General features: G+C 67.7%; 21 protein-coding genes and 1 pseudogene. 8 read left to right on the forward strand and 14 right to left on the reverse strand.

From position 1 onward, the window contains the following. Nucleotides 1-64: 64 nt before the first annotated feature. The 6 genes and pseudogenes from nadE to ACW178_RS04180 form a co-directional block, all read right to left on the reverse strand. Nucleotides 65-340, reverse strand: a pseudogene (nadE, locus tag ACW178_RS04155) (NAD(+) synthase); the annotation flags it as partial. A gap of 176 nt (nucleotides 341-516) precedes the next feature. Then, nucleotides 517-927: a copper-binding protein gene (locus ACW178_RS04160; RefSeq protein ID WP_035307582.1), complete on the reverse strand. Its 411-nt coding sequence runs from the start codon at nucleotides 925-927 to the stop codon at nucleotides 517-519. Continuing rightward, nucleotides 924-4,076 (reverse strand): efflux RND transporter permease subunit, encoded by a 3,153-nt coding sequence (locus tag ACW178_RS04165; protein ID WP_112863184.1) that lies wholly within the window; start codon nucleotides 4,074-4,076, stop codon nucleotides 924-926. Before ACW178_RS04165 ends, ACW178_RS04160 begins: the two co-directional genes overlap by 4 nt. Next, nucleotides 4,073-5,374, reverse strand: coding sequence for an efflux RND transporter periplasmic adaptor subunit (locus tag ACW178_RS04170; RefSeq protein ID WP_112863185.1), 1,302 nt, complete (start codon nucleotides 5,372-5,374; stop codon nucleotides 4,073-4,075). Before ACW178_RS04170 ends, ACW178_RS04165 begins: the two co-directional genes overlap by 4 nt. Then, nucleotides 5,371-6,729: a TolC family protein gene (locus ACW178_RS04175; protein ID WP_135194144.1), complete on the reverse strand. Its 1,359-nt coding sequence runs from the start codon at nucleotides 6,727-6,729 to the stop codon at nucleotides 5,371-5,373. The genes ACW178_RS04170 and ACW178_RS04175 overlap by 4 nt, the downstream gene beginning before the upstream one ends. Before the next feature lie 115 nt (nucleotides 6,730-6,844). Beyond that, on the reverse strand, nucleotides 6,845-7,207 hold the full coding sequence (locus tag ACW178_RS04180) for a hypothetical protein (protein ID WP_088582514.1): 363 nt from the start codon (nucleotides 7,205-7,207) through the stop codon (nucleotides 6,845-6,847). A 172-nt stretch (nucleotides 7,208-7,379) separates the two neighbouring features. Between ACW178_RS04180 and copC the strand changes: the two genes are divergently transcribed. From copC to ACW178_RS04195, 3 genes are all read left to right on the forward strand, one after another. Continuing rightward, nucleotides 7,380-7,742, forward strand: coding sequence for a copper homeostasis periplasmic binding protein CopC (gene copC / locus ACW178_RS04185; protein ID WP_088582513.1), 363 nt, complete (start codon nucleotides 7,380-7,382; stop codon nucleotides 7,740-7,742). Between the two features lie 6 nt (nucleotides 7,743-7,748). Further along, a complete protein-coding gene (gene copD / locus ACW178_RS04190; RefSeq protein ID WP_287106111.1) occupies nucleotides 7,749-8,684 on the forward strand; it encodes a copper homeostasis membrane protein CopD in 936 nt (311 codons plus the stop codon). Nucleotides 8,685-8,810: 126 nt separating this feature from the next. Next, entirely contained in the window at nucleotides 8,811-10,082 is a 1,272-nt protein-coding gene (locus tag ACW178_RS04195; RefSeq protein ID WP_287106110.1) for a type II restriction enzyme NmeDI-related protein, read from the forward strand. Here ACW178_RS04195 and ACW178_RS04200 read toward each other — a convergent pair. The 6 genes from ACW178_RS04200 to ACW178_RS04225 form a co-directional block, all read right to left on the reverse strand. Beyond that, the gene (locus tag ACW178_RS04200; protein WP_353738806.1) at nucleotides 10,045-10,242 is read right to left on the reverse strand and encodes a hypothetical protein; all 198 of its coding nucleotides are present in this window, start codon (nucleotides 10,240-10,242) and stop codon (nucleotides 10,045-10,047) included. The two genes, ACW178_RS04195 and ACW178_RS04200, sit on opposite strands and share 38 nt — an antisense overlap. Nucleotides 10,243-10,364: 122 nt before the next feature. After that, nucleotides 10,365-10,706, reverse strand: coding sequence for a hypothetical protein (locus tag ACW178_RS04205; RefSeq protein WP_088582511.1), 342 nt, complete (start codon nucleotides 10,704-10,706; stop codon nucleotides 10,365-10,367). Then, nucleotides 10,703-11,425 (reverse strand): PepSY domain-containing protein, encoded by a 723-nt coding sequence (locus tag ACW178_RS04210; RefSeq protein WP_088582510.1) that lies wholly within the window; start codon nucleotides 11,423-11,425, stop codon nucleotides 10,703-10,705. The genes ACW178_RS04205 and ACW178_RS04210 overlap by 4 nt, the downstream gene beginning before the upstream one ends. Nucleotides 11,426-11,438: 13 nt before the next feature. Continuing rightward, the gene (locus ACW178_RS04215; protein WP_306418727.1) at nucleotides 11,439-11,909 is read right to left on the reverse strand and encodes a DUF411 domain-containing protein; all 471 of its coding nucleotides are present in this window, start codon (nucleotides 11,907-11,909) and stop codon (nucleotides 11,439-11,441) included. A gap of 54 nt (nucleotides 11,910-11,963) precedes the next feature. Next, a complete protein-coding gene (locus tag ACW178_RS04220) occupies nucleotides 11,964-12,518 on the reverse strand; it encodes a YybH family protein (protein WP_088582508.1) in 555 nt (184 codons plus the stop codon). Nucleotides 12,519-12,614: 96 nt separating this feature from the next. Continuing rightward, nucleotides 12,615-13,268 carry a DUF2231 domain-containing protein gene (locus ACW178_RS04225; RefSeq protein WP_088582507.1) on the reverse strand — a complete coding sequence of 218 codons (654 nt, stop codon included), beginning with the start codon at nucleotides 13,266-13,268 and terminating at the stop codon, nucleotides 12,615-12,617. Between the two features lie 116 nt (nucleotides 13,269-13,384). On the opposite strand from ACW178_RS04225, the gene ACW178_RS04230 reads away from it, so the two are divergent. The 5 genes from ACW178_RS04230 (at nucleotide 13,385) to ACW178_RS04250 (ending at nucleotide 15,627) form a co-directional block, all read left to right on the forward strand. Then, nucleotides 13,385-13,666, forward strand: a complete 282-nt coding sequence (locus ACW178_RS04230; RefSeq protein ID WP_088582506.1) for a hypothetical protein — start codon at nucleotides 13,385-13,387, stop codon at nucleotides 13,664-13,666. After that, the gene (locus ACW178_RS04235) at nucleotides 13,663-14,103 is read left to right on the forward strand and encodes a Spy/CpxP family protein refolding chaperone (protein WP_088582505.1); all 441 of its coding nucleotides are present in this window, start codon (nucleotides 13,663-13,665) and stop codon (nucleotides 14,101-14,103) included. Before ACW178_RS04230 ends, ACW178_RS04235 begins: the two co-directional genes overlap by 4 nt. An 8-nt stretch (nucleotides 14,104-14,111) precedes the next feature. After that, nucleotides 14,112-14,690: an RNA polymerase sigma factor gene (locus tag ACW178_RS04240; RefSeq protein WP_230307708.1), complete on the forward strand. Its 579-nt coding sequence runs from the start codon at nucleotides 14,112-14,114 to the stop codon at nucleotides 14,688-14,690. 176 nt (nucleotides 14,691-14,866) lie between these two features. Next, a complete protein-coding gene (locus ACW178_RS04245) occupies nucleotides 14,867-15,193 on the forward strand; it encodes a hypothetical protein (RefSeq protein WP_164952665.1) in 327 nt (108 codons plus the stop codon). A gap of 26 nt (nucleotides 15,194-15,219) precedes the next feature. Further along, entirely contained in the window at nucleotides 15,220-15,627 is a 408-nt protein-coding gene (locus ACW178_RS04250) for a copper resistance CopC family protein (RefSeq protein ID WP_052004988.1), read from the forward strand. 327 nt (nucleotides 15,628-15,954) lie between these two features. Here ACW178_RS04250 and ACW178_RS04255 read toward each other — a convergent pair whose 3' ends face one another. Together ACW178_RS04255 and ACW178_RS04260 are read right to left on the reverse strand one after the other, a co-directional pair. Further along, entirely contained in the window at nucleotides 15,955-17,193 is a 1,239-nt protein-coding gene (locus ACW178_RS04255) for a copper resistance protein B (protein WP_492024896.1), read from the reverse strand. 377 nt (nucleotides 17,194-17,570) lie between these two features. Next, entirely contained in the window at nucleotides 17,571-19,433 is a 1,863-nt protein-coding gene (locus ACW178_RS04260) for a copper resistance system multicopper oxidase (RefSeq protein ID WP_035308097.1), read from the reverse strand. Nucleotides 19,434-19,488 lie beyond the last annotated feature (55 nt).

The raw sequence follows: 19,488 nt of genomic DNA on the forward strand, positions 1-19,488 counted from the left end.
GCGCCCCCAGGACGCGAGCAGACCGCCCTGGCCCGAAAACCGGCGGGGCGTCGTGCGGGGCGAACTATGGGACATTGCGCTTCAGGTCGTCCAGCCAGACCCGGGCGCTCGCGTCCGAGGGCGCCCGCCAGTCGCCGCGCGGCGAAAGGTTGCCGCCCGAAATCACCTTGGGGCCGTTCGGCATGGCGGAGCGCTTGAACTGGCTGAGGGCGAAAAACCGGGTGACAAACACCTCCAGCCATTGCTTGATCGTCGGCAGATCATAGGCGGCGCGCGAGGCGGCCGGGAAGTGGGCCGGCCACGCCCCCGCCTCGAGATCCCGCCAAGCGTGCCAGGCCAGGCATTCGGGTTCGGACCGAAACAACTCGGACAGTCGGCACTGTCCATCTTCACGCCGCTTTGAAGCCGTCTGCTGAACCCATAAAGGCTCGACGCGGCGGAGAAGCCAAAGGTTCCCCGCCGCGTCGTCAACCCGGACGCCGCCGCCCCGTGCGACGACAGTCCGGCAGCAGGGGATTACTGCGGCCGAATCGCCTTCACTTCGCCCGCGCTGCCTGTAACGACCAGATCAAACTCGACCCGGTCGCCGACCTTCGCCTGGTCAATCAGGGCGGGTGACGCCGCGAAGCCCATGGTCATCGCGGGCCATTCCAGACTGGCGATCGGCTCGTGCTCGATCGTGATCTTGCCGCCCTCCGCGTCGATGGCCGAAATCACCCCGCGCGCGGTCGCGGACTCCTCTCCGGCCGCCGACGACATGGCGTCCATCTCCGCCGGCGCCGCGGGGGCAACGGCGGAACCGGTGGCGGCTGGGGTTTCCGTCTCCGTCGCCGGCTGCTGACTGCAGGCCGCCAGGGCAATGACCGCCCCGGCTGACAGGCTCAGGCCGAGGGCGAGCCTGGCCGACTTCACGAACAGGTTTTTCATAGGGTAGCTCCTTGGGTGGGGGTTTGGGTGGGACGTGATTTCCGGCGTCTCAGGAGGAGATAGCCGGCTGGGATGACGAGCATCGACAGGAGGGGCGCGGTGATCATGCCGCCAATGACTGGCGCCGCGATCCGGGTCATGATCTCCGACCCCGCGCCGTGGCCGATCAGGATCGGGAACAGACCGCCCAAGATCACGGCGACCGTCATCGCCTTGGGCCGGACCCGCAGAAGGGCGCCCTCGCGAACGGCCTCCTCGACCTGCTCCCGGTCGGGATCAGGTCCTCGATCCTTCAGCGCATGTTTGAGATAGATCAGCATCACGACGCCGAACTCCGCCGACAGGCCAGCGAGGGCGATGAAGCCAACCCCGGTCGCGACCGACTGATCGAAGCCCATCAGATAGAGCAACCAGAAGCCGCCGGTCAGGGCGAATGGCAGGGTGCCCATGATGAGGAGGGCTTCGTCGAAGCGCCCGAAGGTCAGATAGAGCAGGATGAAGATGATCACGAGCGTGGCCGGAACCACGATCTTTAGCCGCTCGGCCGCCCGTTCCAGATATTCGAACTGGCCGGAGTAGGCGATGCTGACGCCCGGCGCGAGATCCACCTCGCTGGCGACCGCCTGACGCAGATCGGCGACGACAGACGCGAGGTCGCGCCCCCGAGTGTCGACATAGACCCAGGTGGTCAGCCTGCCGTTCTCGGACTTGAGCATCGGCGGGCCGTCCGCGATCTGGATATTGGTGACCGTGCCAAGGGTGATCTGCTGGCCCGACGGCGTCAGCATCGGCAGGGCGCGCAGTTGCTCCAGACTGTCGCGCAATTCTCTCGGGTAACGGACGCTGATCGGATAGCGGGCGAGCCCCTCCACCGTCTGTCCGATCGTCTCGCCGCCCACGGCGCCCGATACGATCGATTGGACATCGGCGATGTTCAGGCCGTAGCGGGCCGCCGCGCGCCGGTCGATGTCGATGTCGACATAACGCCCGCCGGTCAGGCGTTCGGCCAAGGCGGAGGTCACGCCCGGTACGGTCCTGGCGACATCGGCCACCTGGGCCGCGATACGGTCCATCGCGGCCAGGTCAGAGCCGGACACCTTGACGCCGACGGGGCTCTTGATGCCCGTCGCCAGCATGTCGATGCGATTTCGGATGGGAGGGACCCAGACGTTGGACAGTCCGGGGACCTGAACCGCGCGATCGAGTTCTTCGATCAGTTTTTCCGGGGTCATGCCCGGCCGCCATTCATCGCGCGGCTTGAACTGGATGGTGGTCTCGAACATCTCCAGCGGAGCCGGATCCGTGGCGGTTTCCGCCCGGCCCGCCTTGCCGAACACGGTCGCCACTTCGGGCACGGTGCGGATCATCCGGTCCGTCTGTTGCAGCAGTTCCGCGGCCTTGGCCGGGGAGAGACCCGGCTGGGCCGAAGGCATATACAGCAGGTCGCCCTCGTCCATCGCCGGCATGAATTCGCCGCCGAGCTGGCTAAGAGGCCAGGCGGTGGTGGCGAAGATCAGCAAGGCTGCCACCAAGGTCTTTCTGGGATGATGCAGCACCCAGTCCAATGGCCCGCGATAGATGCGCGTGAGCCAGCGATTGATCGGATTGCTCTGTTCGGCCGGGATCCGTCCGCGGATCAGATAGCCCATCAGAACCGGCACGAGAGTGATGGACAGGATCGCCGCCGCCGCCATCGCATAGCTCTTGGTAAAGGCTAGGGGCGCGAACAGCCGGCCCTCCTGGGCCTGCAGGCTGAACACCGGGATGAACGACAGGGTGATGATCAGCAGGCTCAGGAACAGCGCGGGGCCGACCTCCACGGCCGCCTCGGTGATGACCTTCCAGCGATCTTCGCCCGCCAGCTTTTCATCCGGGTGATCGTGTTCCCATCGTTCGATGTGTTTGTGGGCGTTCTCGATCATGACCACCGCCGCATCCACCATGGCGCCGATGGCGATGGCGATGCCGCCCAGCGACATGATGTTGGCGTTCACGCCCTGAAGATTCATGATCAGGAAGGCCGCCAGGACGCCCAGCGGCAGGGTCAGGATGGCGACCAGCGCCGACCGGGCGTGCCAGAGGAACAGGCCGCAGACCAGGGCGACGACTATGAACTCCTCGATCAGCTTGCCGCTCAGATTGTCGATCGCCCGGTCGATGAGCTGCGAGCGATCGTAGGTCGTCACCACTTCGACTCCCGGGGGCAGTCCGGCTTTGAGCGTCTCGAGTTTCTCGGTCACGGCCGCGATCGTGGCGCGGGCGTTTGCGCCGGATCGAAGGATGACGACGCCGCCCGCGACCTCGCCTTCGCCGTTGAGCTCGGCTATGCCGCGTCTCATCTCCGGGCCGATCTGGATGGTCGCGACATCCCCGAGGCTGATCGGCACGCCTCCAGCCGCCGTGCGGAGCGGCACGGCCCGGAAGTCGTCGAGCTCGGTCAGATAGCCGTTGGCGCGGATCATGTATTCGGCTTCGGCGAGCTGGAGCACCGAGCCGCCCGTCTCGCCGTTGGCGCGCTGGAGAGCGTCCACCACCGCCTGATGGGTGACGCCGTAGGACGCGAGCCTGACGGGGTCGAGCACCACCTGGTATTGCCGCACCATGCCGCCCAGGCTGGCGACCTCGGCGACCCCCGGCACGGTCTTCAGCTCGTAGCGGAGGAACCAATCCTGCAGGCTTCGCAATTGCGCCAGATCGTTGCGGCCTGTGCGATCGACCAGGGCGTATTCATAGACCCAGCCTACGCCGGTGGCGTCCGGACCAAGTGCCGGTTGGGCGGTCGCGGGAAGCCGCGCCTGCACCTGGCTGAGGTATTCGAGGACCCGGGAACGCGCCCAGTAGAGGTCCGTCCCATCTTCGAACAGCACATAGACGAAGCTGTCGCCGAAGAAGGAATAGCCTCGAACCGTTCGCGCGCCGGGTACGGACAGCATGGTGGTCGCCAGAGGATAGGTGACCTGGTTCTCGACGATCTGGGGCGCCTGCCCCGGGTAGCTGGTGCGAATGATGACCTGCACGTCCGACAGGTCCGGCAAGGCGTCGACCGGCGTGCTGCGAACCGCGAACAGGCCGGCGGCGAGCAGGGCGACGGCGGCCATAAGGACGAGGAAGCGCCCCTTGACCGAGGCGCGAATGACCGCGGCGATCATTGGCTCGACCTCCCGCGCGAGGCGGGCGCGGCCATGGATGCGCCCGTTGGGGCGGCGGTGGCGGGCCGGGACGTCGGGCCGATCGGCCGCGCCGTTACGCCTGACAGGCTGGCTTCGGAATCGATCAGGAACTGCCCCGACGCGACGATCCGTTCGCCTTCCCTGAGACCGGCGAGGATCTCGGTTTGCCCCCCGGCTTCTCGCCCGACACGGACCTCGGCCGGTTGATACCGGCCTTCCGGCCGGGCGAGCATGACAATGTCCCGTTCACCCGTTCGGATCACCGCCTCGGTCGGCACGAGCAACGCCGTCGTCGAACCGCCGCCGAAGGTGATCCGGCCGAACATGCCGGGGCGCAAACGGCCCCCGCGATTGGCCATTTCGATCCGTCCCGTGACCGTGCGGCTGTCGCCGACGAGTTCCGGCAACAGGGCGGTCAGACGACCCGTGAACCGCTCTCCCGGGAACGCGGTCAAAGCCACCTCGACGGACTGTCCGACCCTTAGCCGGCTCCCCAGCGCCTCCGGGATGGCGGCATTGACCCAGACGGTGGCCAGGCCGTTGATCTCGGCCAAGGTCATGCCTTGGGTCACGCTCATGCCGGCGCGCACGCCCAGGGTCTTGATCACGCCGCCAGTGGGCGTTGAGATCGTGATCGTGTTTCGCGCCCGCCCGCTGCGCTCCACCGAGGCGATCAGGCTCTCGGACATGCCCATCAGCACCAGTCGCTGCCGCGCCGCCTGGATCAGGGGCGTGTTGCCGGTGCGCCGTACGGCGAGATATTCCGTCTGGGCGCCGCCCCAGGTCGGGATGAGCAAATCGACCAGAGGCGCGCCCGCAGCGATGACATCGCCCGGCGCGCGGTTGTAGACTCGCTGCACGAAGCCGTCGGCCCGCGACTGGACCACGGCGATGTCGCGTTCATTGTAATCGACCACCGCCGTGGCGCTCAGATCGCCCTCAAGGTCGCCACGGCGAGCCGTGGCATACCGGACCCCCAAATTCTGGGCCAGCGCCGGATCGATTCGAACGCCGGGGGTGGCGGTCGTTCCCCCCTCATCGGCATATTTGGGGATGGTCTCCATGTTCATGGACGACTTCCCCGGCCCCGGGTAGCGTTCGTTTGGAACCATGGGATCGTACCAATAGAGGATCTCGCGCTCCCCTCCCCCCTCGGCGGTCTCACCGCCGGCCCCATCCAGCCGCGGAGCGACGACGATGCCGGCCCCGACGCCGACCCCGACCAAAAGAAGCGCGCCCATGGCGATGCCCAGGCGTTTGTTGCGAAGGGCGTTCATCGGTCGTCGTTCCCATAGGTGAGAGTGATCTCGACCACTTGACGCATCACGGCGGCCTCGCGATCGAGCGTGTCGAGCCGGGCGTTGGCCACGGCGGTGAAGGCTTCGAGAACTTCAACGATGCCCGCCCGACCCGCCGCATAGCTCGCGGTTTCGAGATCGGAACGCTGAAGGACACTGGGCAGAACGACGTCGCGCGACCGGACCCATTGATCGTGAGCGGTCGCGTATTCGGCCAGGGCGCTTCGCAGCGACGCGGTCAACACGCGCTCAGCGTCCTCACGCTCGGCGGTGACCCGCAGCGCATCAGCGGCGCGCGCGGCGATGACGGGATCCTGCCTTCGACCGGGAAAGATCGGCAGCCGCACGCTCGCTCCGACGGAGAACAGATCGCCGAACCGCTCATCGCGGCGGGCGTAGCTGGCTTGGAACGACCAGTCCGGGCGACGTCCGGCGCGGGCCAGGTCGACCTCGGCTTCGGCGCGGCGCGCGGCGGCTCCATAGGCCCGCACGGTCGGCAGCTGGGCGATGCCGTTCCGCAAGGCGGTCAGGTCGAGATCGTCCTGCGGCGGCGGGCCAACCGTCTCGGGATCGGCGTCGCCCGTCCACCGGGCGAGTTCGGCTCGCGCCTTCTCGATGTCGGCGGCGAGACTGCTGCGGCGATCGTCAAGATCGGCTTTGAGCTGAACGGGCCCGAGAGCGTTGGCGGGCCGATAGGCGCCGGACGCGACTCCGGCCGGGGCGGCGTCCCACAGGGGTTGCAACGTCGCCAGCAGCTCTTCCAACGCCGCAAAGCGGCGTTCGGCATAGAACAGGTCGATCCACGCAAGGCCCACGGCGACCCGGACCTCTCGTCGCGCGACGGACTCCTCAGCGCCGGCGACGCCGATCGCCGCCTCGGCGATGTCTCGCTCGGCGCGACGACGCGCGCGGCTGGGCACCTCCTGCTCGACGCCGATCCTGAGCATGGTGAAGTCTTCATCGAATTGCCCCGCGAACGGCCCGGTCACCGGATATCCGTCGAGACCGACGGAGAGCCGGGGGTCCGGCAGAAGCCCCGCTGCCGGAACGGCCGCACGAGCGGCGTCGACACCCAATGCGCTGGCGCGCAGACTGGGTGCGCTGAACGCCGCGCGGGCCAGGGCCTCGTCGAACGTCTGGGGGTCAGCCTGGGCCGGCGCGGTCCAGACGCTCAGGAGCAGAACGGAAGCGGGAAGGATCGCCCAGCTTGCGGTTAGCTCACGGCACCGGGTGGGCGCCGAAGCCTCGGCTCGCCGCGTCGTGACGCGCGGCAGGCGGACACGGGGCGGCTGACAAGCAGACGCGCGTGTCGCCGTCCTCAAACGAATGGTCATGAAATTCCTCGAAACCATCGGACCCGCCGTGAGGGCAGGACACCGGCGAAGGGCTCAGATCGATCGGTTACCGCGGCGTAACGTCGCGCACGGCCTACCGTTCAGCGAAAGCGTTCTAAGCCAGCCGTTTCGGCGGATTCTTCAGTGGAAGCGGGCCTGCGCCCTCTCGCACGACATCGACGGCTGCGAACCGGAGTCCCCGCGGAGCCGAAGGCCGTTGAACGGTCGGCGCCGGCGGCATGGGCGCCGCGACGGCGGCGCAGCCCATCTTGGCGATGCAGTCGGGCGTCATCTCGTCGCAAGGGCTAGTAGCGCCGCCGGAAGGCCCGTCCGCCATCACCATCATCTCGGCGCAATCCATGTCCGCCATGCCGCCCGTCGCTTCGAATACCTGGAACGGCGTGGCGTGCGCGGACGACTGGCCGACGAAGCCGGCCACCGCCAGGGCGAACAGAAGGGTGCGGACGAGGTTCCACATGCGCGGTCATCCCACGCCCGTCGGCCGGCCGTGTCAAGCGACCGACGGGCTGGCGTCGGGCGCGCGCAACGCAATGCTCCGGATCAGCGCGCGCCCGCCCGCAGTTCGAACGAGGGATTCAACCCCGGCGCCCGTATAACTCATTGAACCCCTCTGGTTTCGGAGCCTCCCTATGACCACTCGCAAAATCCTTTCCGTCGTCGGCGCCGTCGGCGCCCTGCTGTTGGGGGCGACGCAGGCTGCCGCCCACGCGCGCGTCGTCGCCTCCAACCCGGCGGCGAGCGCGAGCATCGCCTCGCCGCGTTCGCTGACGGTCACCTTCAGCGAACGCGTCGTTCCCGCTTTCTCGGGCCTCGAGGTCGTGAACGCCGCCGGTGCCAAATTCCCGGTCGCGACCACCGTCTCCGATGACGGCATGACCGTTTCGGGACGGACGGCGCGACCGCTCGCGGCCGGCGCCTACAGCCTCAACTGGCATGCCGCCTCCGCCGACGGCCACCGTATGACCGGCGCCATCGCCTTCACGGTACGCTGACCCATCGTGCTCGACGTTCTGGTCATCCTGCTCCGGCTCGCGCAGTACGGCGGCGCGGTCGTCCTGCTCGGGACGCCGCTGTTCCTCCTCTACGGGTTGCGCGGGTCGGACGCGGTGGCCCTCGGCTGGACGAGATCCTTGCTGGTCAGCGCGGCGGCCGTGGTCGCCATAGGCTCCGCCGCCGCCTTCGCGGCCCAGACCGCTGTGATGGCGGGCTCGCTGACTGAAGGTCTCAAGCCGGCGACGCTCGGCTTCATGCTCACGGGCACGAGCCTCGGACCCGCCTTTCTCGTCCGGACGCTGGCCGCGTTGCTCGCGCTTCTTGCGCTCATTCAAGACAAGCCGTCCCGCGGCCTGTGGAAATTCGTCGCTGTCGCCGGTCTTATCGTCGGCGCCAGCTTCGCCTGGACGGGACACGGCGCGGCCACCGAAGGCGCGGGGCGCTATGTTCATCTGACGGCCGCGATCCTGCACAGCTGGGCGGCGGCGGTGTGGCTCGGCGCGCTCGCGGCCTTGCTGATCCTGACGTTGCGGCGGCCGTCAGAAACGGTCGATGGCGATAGGATCCTCTATCGAGCCCTTCACGGATTCGCCGGCGTCGGATCCGCATCGGTCGCCGTCCTGGTTCTGAGCGGACTGGTGAACAGCTGGTTCATGGTCGGACCCGATCGTATCGCTGGCCTCTTGAGCACGCCCTACGGTCTGCTGTTGACGGGCAAGCTCGTGCTCTTCGCGCTCATGCTGGTTCTGGCGGCCGCGAACCGCTTTTATCTGACGCCCCACCTCGGCAGCGCCCTGGACGATCCCGAGTATCTTGGCCCCGCCATTTCACGGCTGAAACGCAGCTTGGTGATGGAGACCCTCCTCGCCCTGGGGCTGCTGGCCCTGGTGTCCATCATGGGAACCCTGGCTCCGGTCTCGGCCATGGAAATGGCGATGTAGCCGTTGGCGCGCGCCGAACGCGCTGGAGCCAGGTGCGTCGCACGCGCTCTTGGGACCGGCTGCGAATGGCCGTTGGCCCAGCGACCTGGACCCGCCTAGACTGCTCAAGAATTGAGGGGGCGCGCCGTGTCAGATCGAGTTCGTGATCTTATTGAACAGTGGCGGCGCGACCCGGCTGCGACCTACCAGACCTGGTTCTTGTGGGACGAGCGTCTGAAGAATTTCCGCTCCATCCGTCGCGGCATCGGCCAGGTCGTCAAGGAGATCGAAGCAGGCCGGTTCGGCGTGGCCTATCGCGGGTCGTCGCTGGAGACGATCGTTCATTCGGTGGCCGAACAACGGCAGATCTTCAAGGGCGCGGACCATGCCTTCCTCTGGAAGCCCAAACTTCGCATCCCGGACATCTACGAAAACCCGGCCAATCAACGCGCTTTCGGCCGGCTCCTGCATCACTGCAGCTGTTGTTCGACAGCAACGGAAATTCTCGCGGGCATCCGCACGATCGACCAACTCCGAATCAAGGGACTCGGGCCTGCAGTGGCCAACCTGATCTATTTTCTCCATCCCATCCACGTTTCGCCGTTCAATACCGCGATCGTCAACGGCTACAACGCGATCACCGGATCAAAGGTCAAGCTCGGGAGCTGGGAGCACTACCTTGCGATGCGGCAAGGAATTTTGGCCCTCAACGCTCGCTACAGCGATCTTCTGTCCAACGATCTCGGGGCGATCGCGGGCTTCCTGTTCGACGTGGGCTCCGGCCGTTATCCCGCGCCGCCCCTGGACGACGAGAGTCTGTCCGCCAGCGGCTGGGACGCGCGGCTGGCCGAAGCGCGCGCCGAAGCGGTCAAGTTCGAGAAGACCGCGCTCCAGCAGGGCGAGACGGACCGGACCCACACAGAGATCCAGGCCTGGGTCCGTGATCTGGGTCGCGCGCTGGGCTACAGGGTCTGGATCGCGTCCAATGACCGCGGGCGCCAGCACGAGGGCGCACGCCTGAGCGAGGGCTGCCTAGAACAACTACCGCCGTCGCTGGCGAACGGTCCAGGCGCCGAGTCCATCCGGCTGATCGACGTACTCTGGCTGGAGGGAGACGCGGACCGCGTGGCGGCCGCCTTCGAGGTCGAGCATTCCACCACGATCTACTCCGGTGTCGTGCGAATGCTGGACCTCGCCCTGTCAGGCGAACTAAACATCTCCGCCGGCCTTTTCCTGGTCGCTCCCGACAGCCGCGAAAACGATGTGCGGGCGCAGTTGCAACGTCCGGCCTTCAGCCGGATCGCCGATCTCAATGTGCGCTATCTGCCCTACGGAGAACTGGAACGGCACCGGGCATCAATCGCCCGCTTCGGAACCGGTCTCAGGGCTCTGACCGAGATTTCGCACCGCGTGACCTGATCGTCGGTGACTGGCCCGCCTCGCATCCAGGTCGTTCTGGCTCACAGGCCTGATAGGCAAGAGCGCGATCCTCCAGCCGCACCCGCCAGGTGATCAGCATGGCATTAAGCGCGGTGAACACCACTGCTATCCAGACCTGGCCGAAAACCAGCGGCAACATGGCGATCTCAAGAGATGCGATCCAGTAGTTGGGATGACGAATGACCCGGAAGGGCCGGATCGGACTAGCGGCGCGCCGGGCAGGTGATGATCCGAGTGGTCCAAAACCGGCCAAGGTCGCGATCACCCCGCTTGCTCCAGCGCGCTCGTCGTGCTCTCGGCCATCAGGGCGACTGCGTGTTCCAGGAACAGGTCGTTCCGCTCCGCGAAGCTGTGCGGCTGCAGATACCAGTCCATTGGGACGCACGAATGCCGTGTGTCGATCAAGGCGTTTCGATAGATAGGCGCCAGCCGCTCGAAACCGCCGTGGGTCGTGGCGAACATTTCGGCCCCGTTGGCCGCGACGTCCTCTTGCCGCAGGATGTGCGGCGGCCAGGCGGTGGTCAGGGCGGCGAGACGCGGTGGTGAAGTCCGGTCGTTGTCTCTTGGCAGAGCTTCCTGTGATCGAGCCGTCGCCTGCCTCATGGCTCCCGCTTGCGAACCGCACGCGCCATTTTCAGGTCGCGGGAGATCCGTATCCACAGCAGGATGAAGCCCGAAATCACAATGCTCAGGGTCAAGGCGGTAGTGATGATGATCAGGGGGTGATTGAAGTCCTCGCCGTCGTTCCAGTCCATGACGTGCAGTCGCCAGAAGAAGTCGAAGATCCGCCACACGCCCGAGCGGCGCGTCACCACTTCGCCTGTCGCTGGCGACAGGTAGAAGGCCGTCTTTTCGCGGTCGGCGAAGTCTACCCGCCACAGCGGTCCGGTGCGTCCCGTCTCCTCGGGCGCCGTCGCCAGAAGAACCGCGCCGGAAACCCGCGCCTCGCCCTTGTACGCGCCCTTGGCGAAGGCCGAGGCGTCGGCGGCCGACATCGGTCCGAACGGCCGGCCGGTCGCGGCGGACACGACGACTGGCTCGCCCGACGCCGGCTTCAAGGTCCAGGCCGCCCCCCGCGGCGTCGTGTGAAGCTCCGCCTGGACAGGCGCGACGCCCGCTCGGCGCGCGATCTCGCTCAGTGCCGGAAGCGCGCCGAGCTCCAGCGGGCTCGGCTTGAGGTCAACCGCCCGATGTTCGCCGCGCACCGTCTCGATCGGAATGGCCGTCATCACCAGACCGCCGCCGACCCAGAACAGCACCTGAAGGCCGACGACGAGCGCAATCCATTTGTGCAGCTGGGTGGAGAGCTTGAGAACCTTCATCCCTGGGCCTCGCCTAGCCGTGACGCGCGAAGACGCGCGTACCGCCGCCCTTGAGGATCAGCAGGGTCTCATAGGGCTCACGTTGGCCGTCTGGCGTCTCCATGCCGGGAGACCCCAGCGGCATCGCCGGCACTGCGAGGCCCACGGCCTCGGGACGTTCGGCCAGAAGCTTGCGGACATCCTCGGCCGGCACATGGCCCTCGAGGACATAGCCGCCGATCATGGCCGTGTGGCAGGAGGCGAGCGCCTCGGGCACGCCTTGGGTGCTGCGTATAGAGCGAAGGCTCGGGAGTTCGTTGACCCGCGCCTTGAAGCCGGCGGCGCGCATGTGATCCACCCAGGCCGTGCAACAGGCGCAGGTCGGGGTCTTGTAGACCGCGAGCTCGGTCGATGAACGGGCGCCCGGAGCGCAGGCCGCGACGGCGACGGAGCCGGCCCCCGCGGCCAGAAACGCACGGCGTGAAAGGGTGGGCATCGATCTCATGGGTCCCTCTGGCGAGCGATATCTGGAGGCCGCCGATGACGGTCGCCGCCGCGATCAGGCGGCGGGGCGGAAGGGCCGGGCCGAGGAGTGATAGACGTCGAACCTCCACTCGTCACCCCGCTTGCGCAGGACGCTCGTGGCGGCGCCGCGGCGCTCTATGGGGGCCCGGGCTCCGTACTTGAAGGTGATGTGGAAGGTGTAGGTCTCGCTCACGAAGGCGGTGTCGCCGTCAACCTCGACTTTCATTTCGTGGTTGCGGAAGTCGAAGCCGGCCAGATCGGCGAATTCGGGCCCGAGATGGTGCTCCAGATAATAGGCGAACGATCCCTCCACGCCGCCGTTCTCGAAGATCTCCGAGTCGGTCCAGAACAGGGCCGGCGTCTGCGACACGTCCATCCGCTCGATGGCGTCCTTGTAGGCGGTGACGACCGCTCGGACCTGGGCCTCGTCAGCGGATTGCGCATCGCCGGGGGCGTGCGCCGAGCCTGGCGTATGGGCCGAGCCGGGGGCGTGGGAGCGGGCCGGCGCCTGTGATTGAGCTTGCGCTTGGCCGGAGGTCGCGAGGAGGGCGGCGACCGCCGATCCGGCGAGTGCTGAACGGAACATCATGGTGCAGTCTCCTGGTTTGCCGCGGCCGCAGTAGAACCCGGTCCGGCGAAGTAGATGAAGAACGAGGCGTTCGGGCGACGACGGACCCCAAGGCCGTCAGAACATCAGATGCCTCATGCCATGGGTCAGCATCCCGCCCAGCAGGCCGTTGACCACCACGGCGGCGGCGGTCACGGTCAAAAGACCGATGTAGATCAGCTCGCGCCCGCGCCCCGGCCGGCGGACCCATTGTTCCTTCGCCCACCAGCTCAGCAGGCCGAGCGCGGCGATCGAGGTGCCGAGCCACCGATGGTAGAGGTGAGTCACATCGTCCTTCCCGGGCAGCCCCATAGCGAACCATCCCAGCGCCACCGCGGCGACCGCGGAGATCGCCGCCAGGGCGATGATCACCCGCGTGCCCTGGGTCAGGACCGGCCGACGCAGCGTCAGGGCGGCGATCTCGAGGAGCGCGGCGACGAGGAACAGCGCGATCGGGAAATGGACGGCGGCGGGATGCATGGCGCCGAGCCAGCGATACAGGCGCTGGGGCATTGGCTTGGGACCCTCGTCCGCCGTCATGGCCCCGTGGTCCATGTCCATAGCCATCCCCGGCATGGCCATCACGCCGCCTTCTGGCACGGCGCCCGCCGGCGCGGCGGCCTGGGCACGGGCCGCGGCCTGCTTGTCATGATCCTCGTGCGCGAACGCGGGCGCGCTGACAGACAGCGCCACCACCAGGGCGATCCCCGACAGAAGTTTGCGTATCGACATTGTTCTCTCCCATCCCGTCCCTTCTGCTAACTACGCACCGGGGAGGCCGTCCCCTCGTTTGAGGGATTTGGCTTGTTTCGGCGTAGTAGGGATTAGGGGCGCAAGGAGAGTGTTCGATGGCGCGTAATTTGGATGATCTTTTGGCCGGATCGGCGGCGACGCCCTTGGGCCGGTCGCTCGACGGGCTCGAACCGCTCGTCTGGAGCCGGGTCGACGCGCTTCGCGGCGAAAGGCTCGCGTCGCAACTGCGTTTGGGGGCCGTCGCCATGGCCCTGGTCACCGGCCTGACGGCAGGCGGCGTCGGCGCGGTCGCCGCCCCCAGACCGGCCGGGGAGATGGCCATTTTCACGGTCGACGCGGGCCTGTCGCCTCTGGTGAGACTGGAAACCGGCCGATGAAGCGCGGCTGGCAGGCCATCGCCCTGACGGCCGTCCTGGCGGCGGTCGCCAGCGGCGCGGGCACTTGGATCAGCGCCAGCTGGGTGCTGAGCCGGCGCGAACCGCCATCCCTGCACGACATCGTGCACCACGACCTGAAGCTCTCGCCCGACCAGCTGACCCGCATCGACGCAGTCGAAGCCCGGTTCGCCGCGCGCCGGCCCGCGCTCGAAGCGGACGTCCGCGCGGCCAATCAGGAACTGGCGCGCGCGATCGCACGGAGCGACGGCGACGGTCCCCAGGTCCAGGCGGCGGTGGACCATTTCCACGTCGCCATGGGCGCCTTGCAGAAGGAGACGATCGCCCACGTCTTCGAGATGCGGTCCGTTCTGACGCCGGCCCAGGCCGAGGTATTCGACGACCGTATCGTCGAGGCCCTCGCGCCCGACGAAGGCTAGCGTTCCGCGTGGACAGCCCCAACGACCTGTCAGCCCGCGCCGCCGGCGGGGACCGGGCGGCCTTCAGCGAGTTGATGCGGCAGACCAAGACTTCTCTGTTCCGTTTCGTCCGGCGCTATGTCGGCGATGAACAGGACGCCTGGGACCTGTTGCAGGACACCTATGCGGCGGCCTGGATCAACATTCGCCGCTACGACCCGGTCCGACCCTTCGAGGCCTGGATCCGGACCATCGCACTCAATAAATGCCGGGACTGGAGCCGTCGCCGCTTCGTTCGGCGGCTCATCCGGGGCGACGTCGACCTGTCGTCGCCGGAAGCCATGTCCGTGCCGGACGGGGCCGAGGCGGTGGATGACCGGATGGATGCCAGCGCAAGGCTGGCGCGGTTGAACGAGGCCATGAGCCGTCTGCCGCCGCACCTCAAGGCTCCGCTTATGCTGACGGCAATCGAAGGGCGCAGTCAGGCGGAAACGGCCGGGATGCTGGGTGTCTCCATCAAGACCGTGGAGACCCGCGTGGCGCGGGCTCGTCGCAAGCTGTCCGAGGCGCTGGACGACACGCCCGCTGTCCGGGCCGCTCTTGAGTGATCAGCTCGAGGGTCCTCGGAACCTTCGTCGCGCCTTAGCCCCGCTCGGGCCGCAGCGGCGCTCCGTCGATCGACCTCCAGGCGGCGAGGGATGCGGCGCCCGTCCGCGTATTCTAGTATGAGGGCGTCGCGGGAAATCGACCCGACTGTCGCCCTTTTCTTTCAGGAGCTTGTCACATGAGAGTCCCGATCCTCGCCGCCGCAGCGGCGATCACCCTGGGCGCCTGCCAGCCGGCCGCCGACCCTCAACCGGTCGAGGCCCAGACGGCGCCGGGCGCCTCGGCGACGACCCCGATGGAGGCCGCGCCGGTCGCCACGCCCGAGCCGACCCCGCAGCCGCAGGCCGCCGCACCAGCCCCGGCGCTGTCCCCCCGGGCCTCGACGCCCCGACCGACCCGCCCCGCGCCGGCGCCAGCACCCGCCCCGACGCCGCCGCCGGCCGATCCGATGGCCGGCCATGACATGTCGAAGATGGACGGCATGACCATGCCGCCCAACCAGTAGTCCACGTAAGCATCAGGAAGTCTCTCATGAACCGTTCAATCCTCACCAGCCTGGCCGCTCTGGCGGCGCTGGCTCCCGTCTCCCTCGCCCAGGCCCAGAGCCATTCGCACGCGGGCATGTCGGCGCAGGATCACGCCGCCATGCAGGCCCCCGCCAACGGCGTCGTCACCGCGCCTGCGGACAACGCCATGCTAGCGGTCGCGCCGACGACCTTCTCGGCGACGTTCCCGCACGCCATGACCCTGACCTCTCTCAGGCTGACGGGCCCTGACGCCCGGTCCATCGACGTGGCTGTGGTCGACGACGCGGCGCCGGTCACCACGGTCAGCGCGCCCCTCCCCATCCTGGCCCCCGGATCCTATTCCGCCGCCTGGGCCGCGAAGGGCGCCGACGGCCACCAGATGAACGGCCTCGTCCGTTTCATGGTTCACTGAGAAGACGGTCTCCCGCCTCCTGAGCGGCCGAAATCGACGTGAGGAAACGCCGCGCAGCAAGCTGCGCGGCGTTTTTCGTCGTTGTCGATTTCGGCCGACGCGTTCGCCTTGAACACGGTCGATCACTTGCCATCAGCGCGACGAGCCGTCTGCGAGATGGACCCGCGCTCCGGGCAGGCGGGTCGCCAAGGTCGCCGGAATCCGGCAACAATGTCGGCCCCGCCTGACGCTGTCAGACACCGTCGCCGGACGGTTCGTACTGTGAACCGCCCAATGCCTTAAGCTGCGACAAACGGCGGAGACCCGCGCCGCCGCCGCTGCCCGTCGCTAGAACCAGGCTCGAATGCCGACGACCAGCCGGGTGTCTTCCGAGCTTCGTCCGTCGGCTTCCAGGAAGTCCGCAGTATTGCCGAAGCTCTTGGTCCATTCCACGCCGACATAGGGCGCGAACTCCTTGCGGAACTCGTACCGCAGCCGGGCCCCGATCTGGAGCGACGACAGGCCGGACCCGATCCGGAGTTCTGGGATGTCCTCCGCCGACAGCACCACCTCGGCCCGGGGCTGGACGATCCAGCGATTGGTGATGCGCTGATCGTATTCGGCCTCGGCCCTCGCCGTGAGTTCGCCCTTGTTGGACAGGAAGGCCGCCGCGTCGACCTCGAACCAGTAGGGCGCCAGACCCTGGATGCCGACGACCAGGTCGGTCCGGTCGCCTTCGGGCCGGTAGGTCTGCCTCAGGCCGGTCTGGAAGTCGAAGAAGGGTCGGAACGCCCGGCTATAGAGGGCCTGGATCTCGGCCTCCTCGACCTCGCCGTCGAAGGCTCCCTCCCCTTCGGACTTCCACCAGAAGCGATTGATGTCGCCGCCGGTCCAGCCCTGGGCGTCCCAGGCGTAGGCTTCTTCGCCGTCGGCGAAGGTCGCTTCGAGCTGGTCGATGATGACCGCCGTCGTGCGCACATTTCCATGCTCGACCCGCAGTTGGGCGCGGGCCGCCGCCATTTCGGCGGGGTCGAACAGCAGGTCGGCGGCATTGGCCGGCCCGCTTGCCGCGCCCGCCGGAGCGGGGGCTTCCGGTGGACGTCCGGGATTGTTCGCGCTGGTCGGGACGTCGGGCGGCATGGCCATTCCGGACATGTCGTGTCCGGCCGGCATCTGACCCATCGTCGACATGTCGTGCCCCGCCGGCATGGCCGGCGCGGGCGGGGTCTGACCCATGGTCGACATGTCATGGCCGGCATGCGGGGACGCGGCGGCCGGAGCCGGCTGGGTCTGGCCCATCGTCGACATGTTGTGTCCCGCCGGCATGGCTGGCGCGGGCTGGGTCTGACCCATGGTCGACATATCATGACCGGCATGCGGGGACGTGGCGGCCGGAGCCGGCTGAGTCTGGCCCATCGTCGACATGTCGTGCCCCGCGGGCATGGCTGGCGCAGGCTGGGTCTGACCCATGGCCGACATGTCATGGCCGGCATGCGGGGACGCGGCGGCCGGAGCCGGCTGGGTCTGGCCCATAGCCGACATGTCGTGCCCCGCCGGCATGGCCGGCGCGGGCTGGGTCTGACCCATGGTCGACATGTCATGACCGGCATGTCTAGACGCGGCGGCTGGAGCGGGCTGCGTCTGGGGCATCGTAGACATGTCGTGTCCCGCAGGCATGGCCGGCGCAGGCCGGGTCTGGCCCATGGTCGACATGTCGTGCCCCGCCGGCATCGCCCCAGCCTGCAGACGGACGGGCACCGCGCCCGTCGGGCACGTCGGCGCTCCGGCCGTCCCTATCCGGGATGCATCGGCGGTGGAGGAGCCGCGCGCGACGCAACCCTCCGGAAGCGTCTGGCGAACAGGCGCGGGCGTTGCATGCCCGGCGTGGCTCTGCGCCAGCGCAGGCGTTCCCGCCGCCGCGGAGGCCGCGGCGAGGATCAGGGGAAGGACGGCGACCGACGTCTTCACGATGCAGCTCCTTCCATCGGACGGACCGTGACCACATTGAACATCCCGGCATGCATGTGCAGCAATAGGTGACAGTGGAAGGCCCAGTCGCCGGGGTTGTCGGCGGTCAGGTCGAAACTGACCTTGCCGCCCGGCGGAACGTTGACAGTGTGTTTGAGCGGCTGGTGCCCGGCAGGGCCCCCGGTGACCAGTTCGAAGAAATGGCCGTGCAGATGGATCGGGTGCGCCATCATGGAATCGTTGACCAGGGTCACGCGCACCCGCTCGTCCCGCTCGAACCGGATCGGCTCGACCAGCTCGCTGAATTTTCGGCCGTCAAAGCCCCACATGAACCGCTCCATATTGCCGGTCAGATGGATTTCCATCGTCCGGGACGGGGGACGCTGATCCTTGTTGGGCTGGAGCGAGACGAGGTCGGTGTAGACGAGGACGCGATGCGGAACATCCTGAAGCCCGATCGGACGCTCGCCCATGCGGTTGGCCGGCGCCATCGCGATGGCATCGACGCCCACACCGACCGCCATGTCGGGCGGCGCATTCTCGGGATCGCGCATGTTCATTCCGGCCATGGAGCCGTGATCCATTCCAGGCATCGCCCCGGCAGGCTGGGCAGGCACGGCGCCGTGATCCATGCCCGCCATGGCTCCGCCGGAGGCTCCGGTCATGGCCCCGTGGTCCATCCCGGCCATGGCTCCGCCCGGCTGGGCTCCCATGGACCCGTGATCCATTCCGCCCATGCCGCCCATGTCCCCCATGCCCATGTCCTTCATGGTCAGGTTGGGAACCTCCCGCAGCGGCGGAACCTCGGCGGTCATTCCAAGACGCGGCGCCAGGGTCGCCCGCCCCATGCCCGATCGGTCGATGGCTTCGGAGACGATGGTGTAGGCGCGGTCCTCGGTCGGCTGGACGATGACGTCATAGGTCTCGGCCACAGAAATCTGGAACTCGTCGGTCTCGATCGGGCGCACATTCTCGCCGTCGGCCTGAACCACGGTCATCGGCAGTCCGGGAATTCGCACGTTGAAGATCGACATGGCCGAGGCGTTGATGATGCGCAACCGCACCCGCTCGCCGGGCCGGAACAGACCGGTCCAGTTCTCCCGCGGCCCGTGGCCGTTGATCAGATAGGTGTAGGTCGAGCCGTTGACGTCGAGGATGTCGCGCGGATCCATGCGCATCTCGCCCCACATCCGGCGCTCTTCCAGGCTCATCCGGTCGCTGCCGTCCAGCAGGCCGGCCAGGGTGGTGCGCTGGCGGTTGAAGTAACCGGGGCTCTTCTTGAGCTTGTCGAAGATTTCGTGCGGGTGCATGAAGCTCCAGTCCGACAGGACCAGCACATGTTCGCGGTCGTAGGCGACCGGGTCGGCGCCCGCCGGGTCGATGACGATGGGCCCGTAATGGCCGAGCGCCTCCTGCAGTCCTGAGTGGCTGTGGTACCAGAAGGTGCCGGACTGCCGGACCGGGAATTCGTAAACGAAGGTCTCGCGCGGGCGGATGCCGGGGAAGCTGACGCCCGGCACACCGTCCATCTGGAACGGCAGCAGGATGCCGTGCCAGTGGATGGATGTGTCCTCATCAAGCTGGTTCGTCACCGCGAGGCGGACGTTCTGGCCTTCGCGCAAACGGAGCACCGGCGCGGGAAGCACGCCGTTGATCGTTGTGGCCGTGGCGGTGCGCCCGTTCACGGTGAACGGCGACTGACCGATCGTCAGGTCGATGTTCGGGCCGGTGAGGGTCGGCAGGTCCGCCCGCAACCCCGGCGAACCTGTCTGGGCCCAGGCGGGCATCAAGCCCTGCAGGGCCGCGAGACCGCCTCCGGCGACAGCGCCGCGCAGCAGTAGTCGACGATCCAGCTTCATGGGATACTCCTGAAAGTCATGACCGCGCCTCCGTACGGCGACGATCTATAGGGAT

It is taken from the genome of Brevundimonas sp. AVps4, assembly GCF_058681525.1.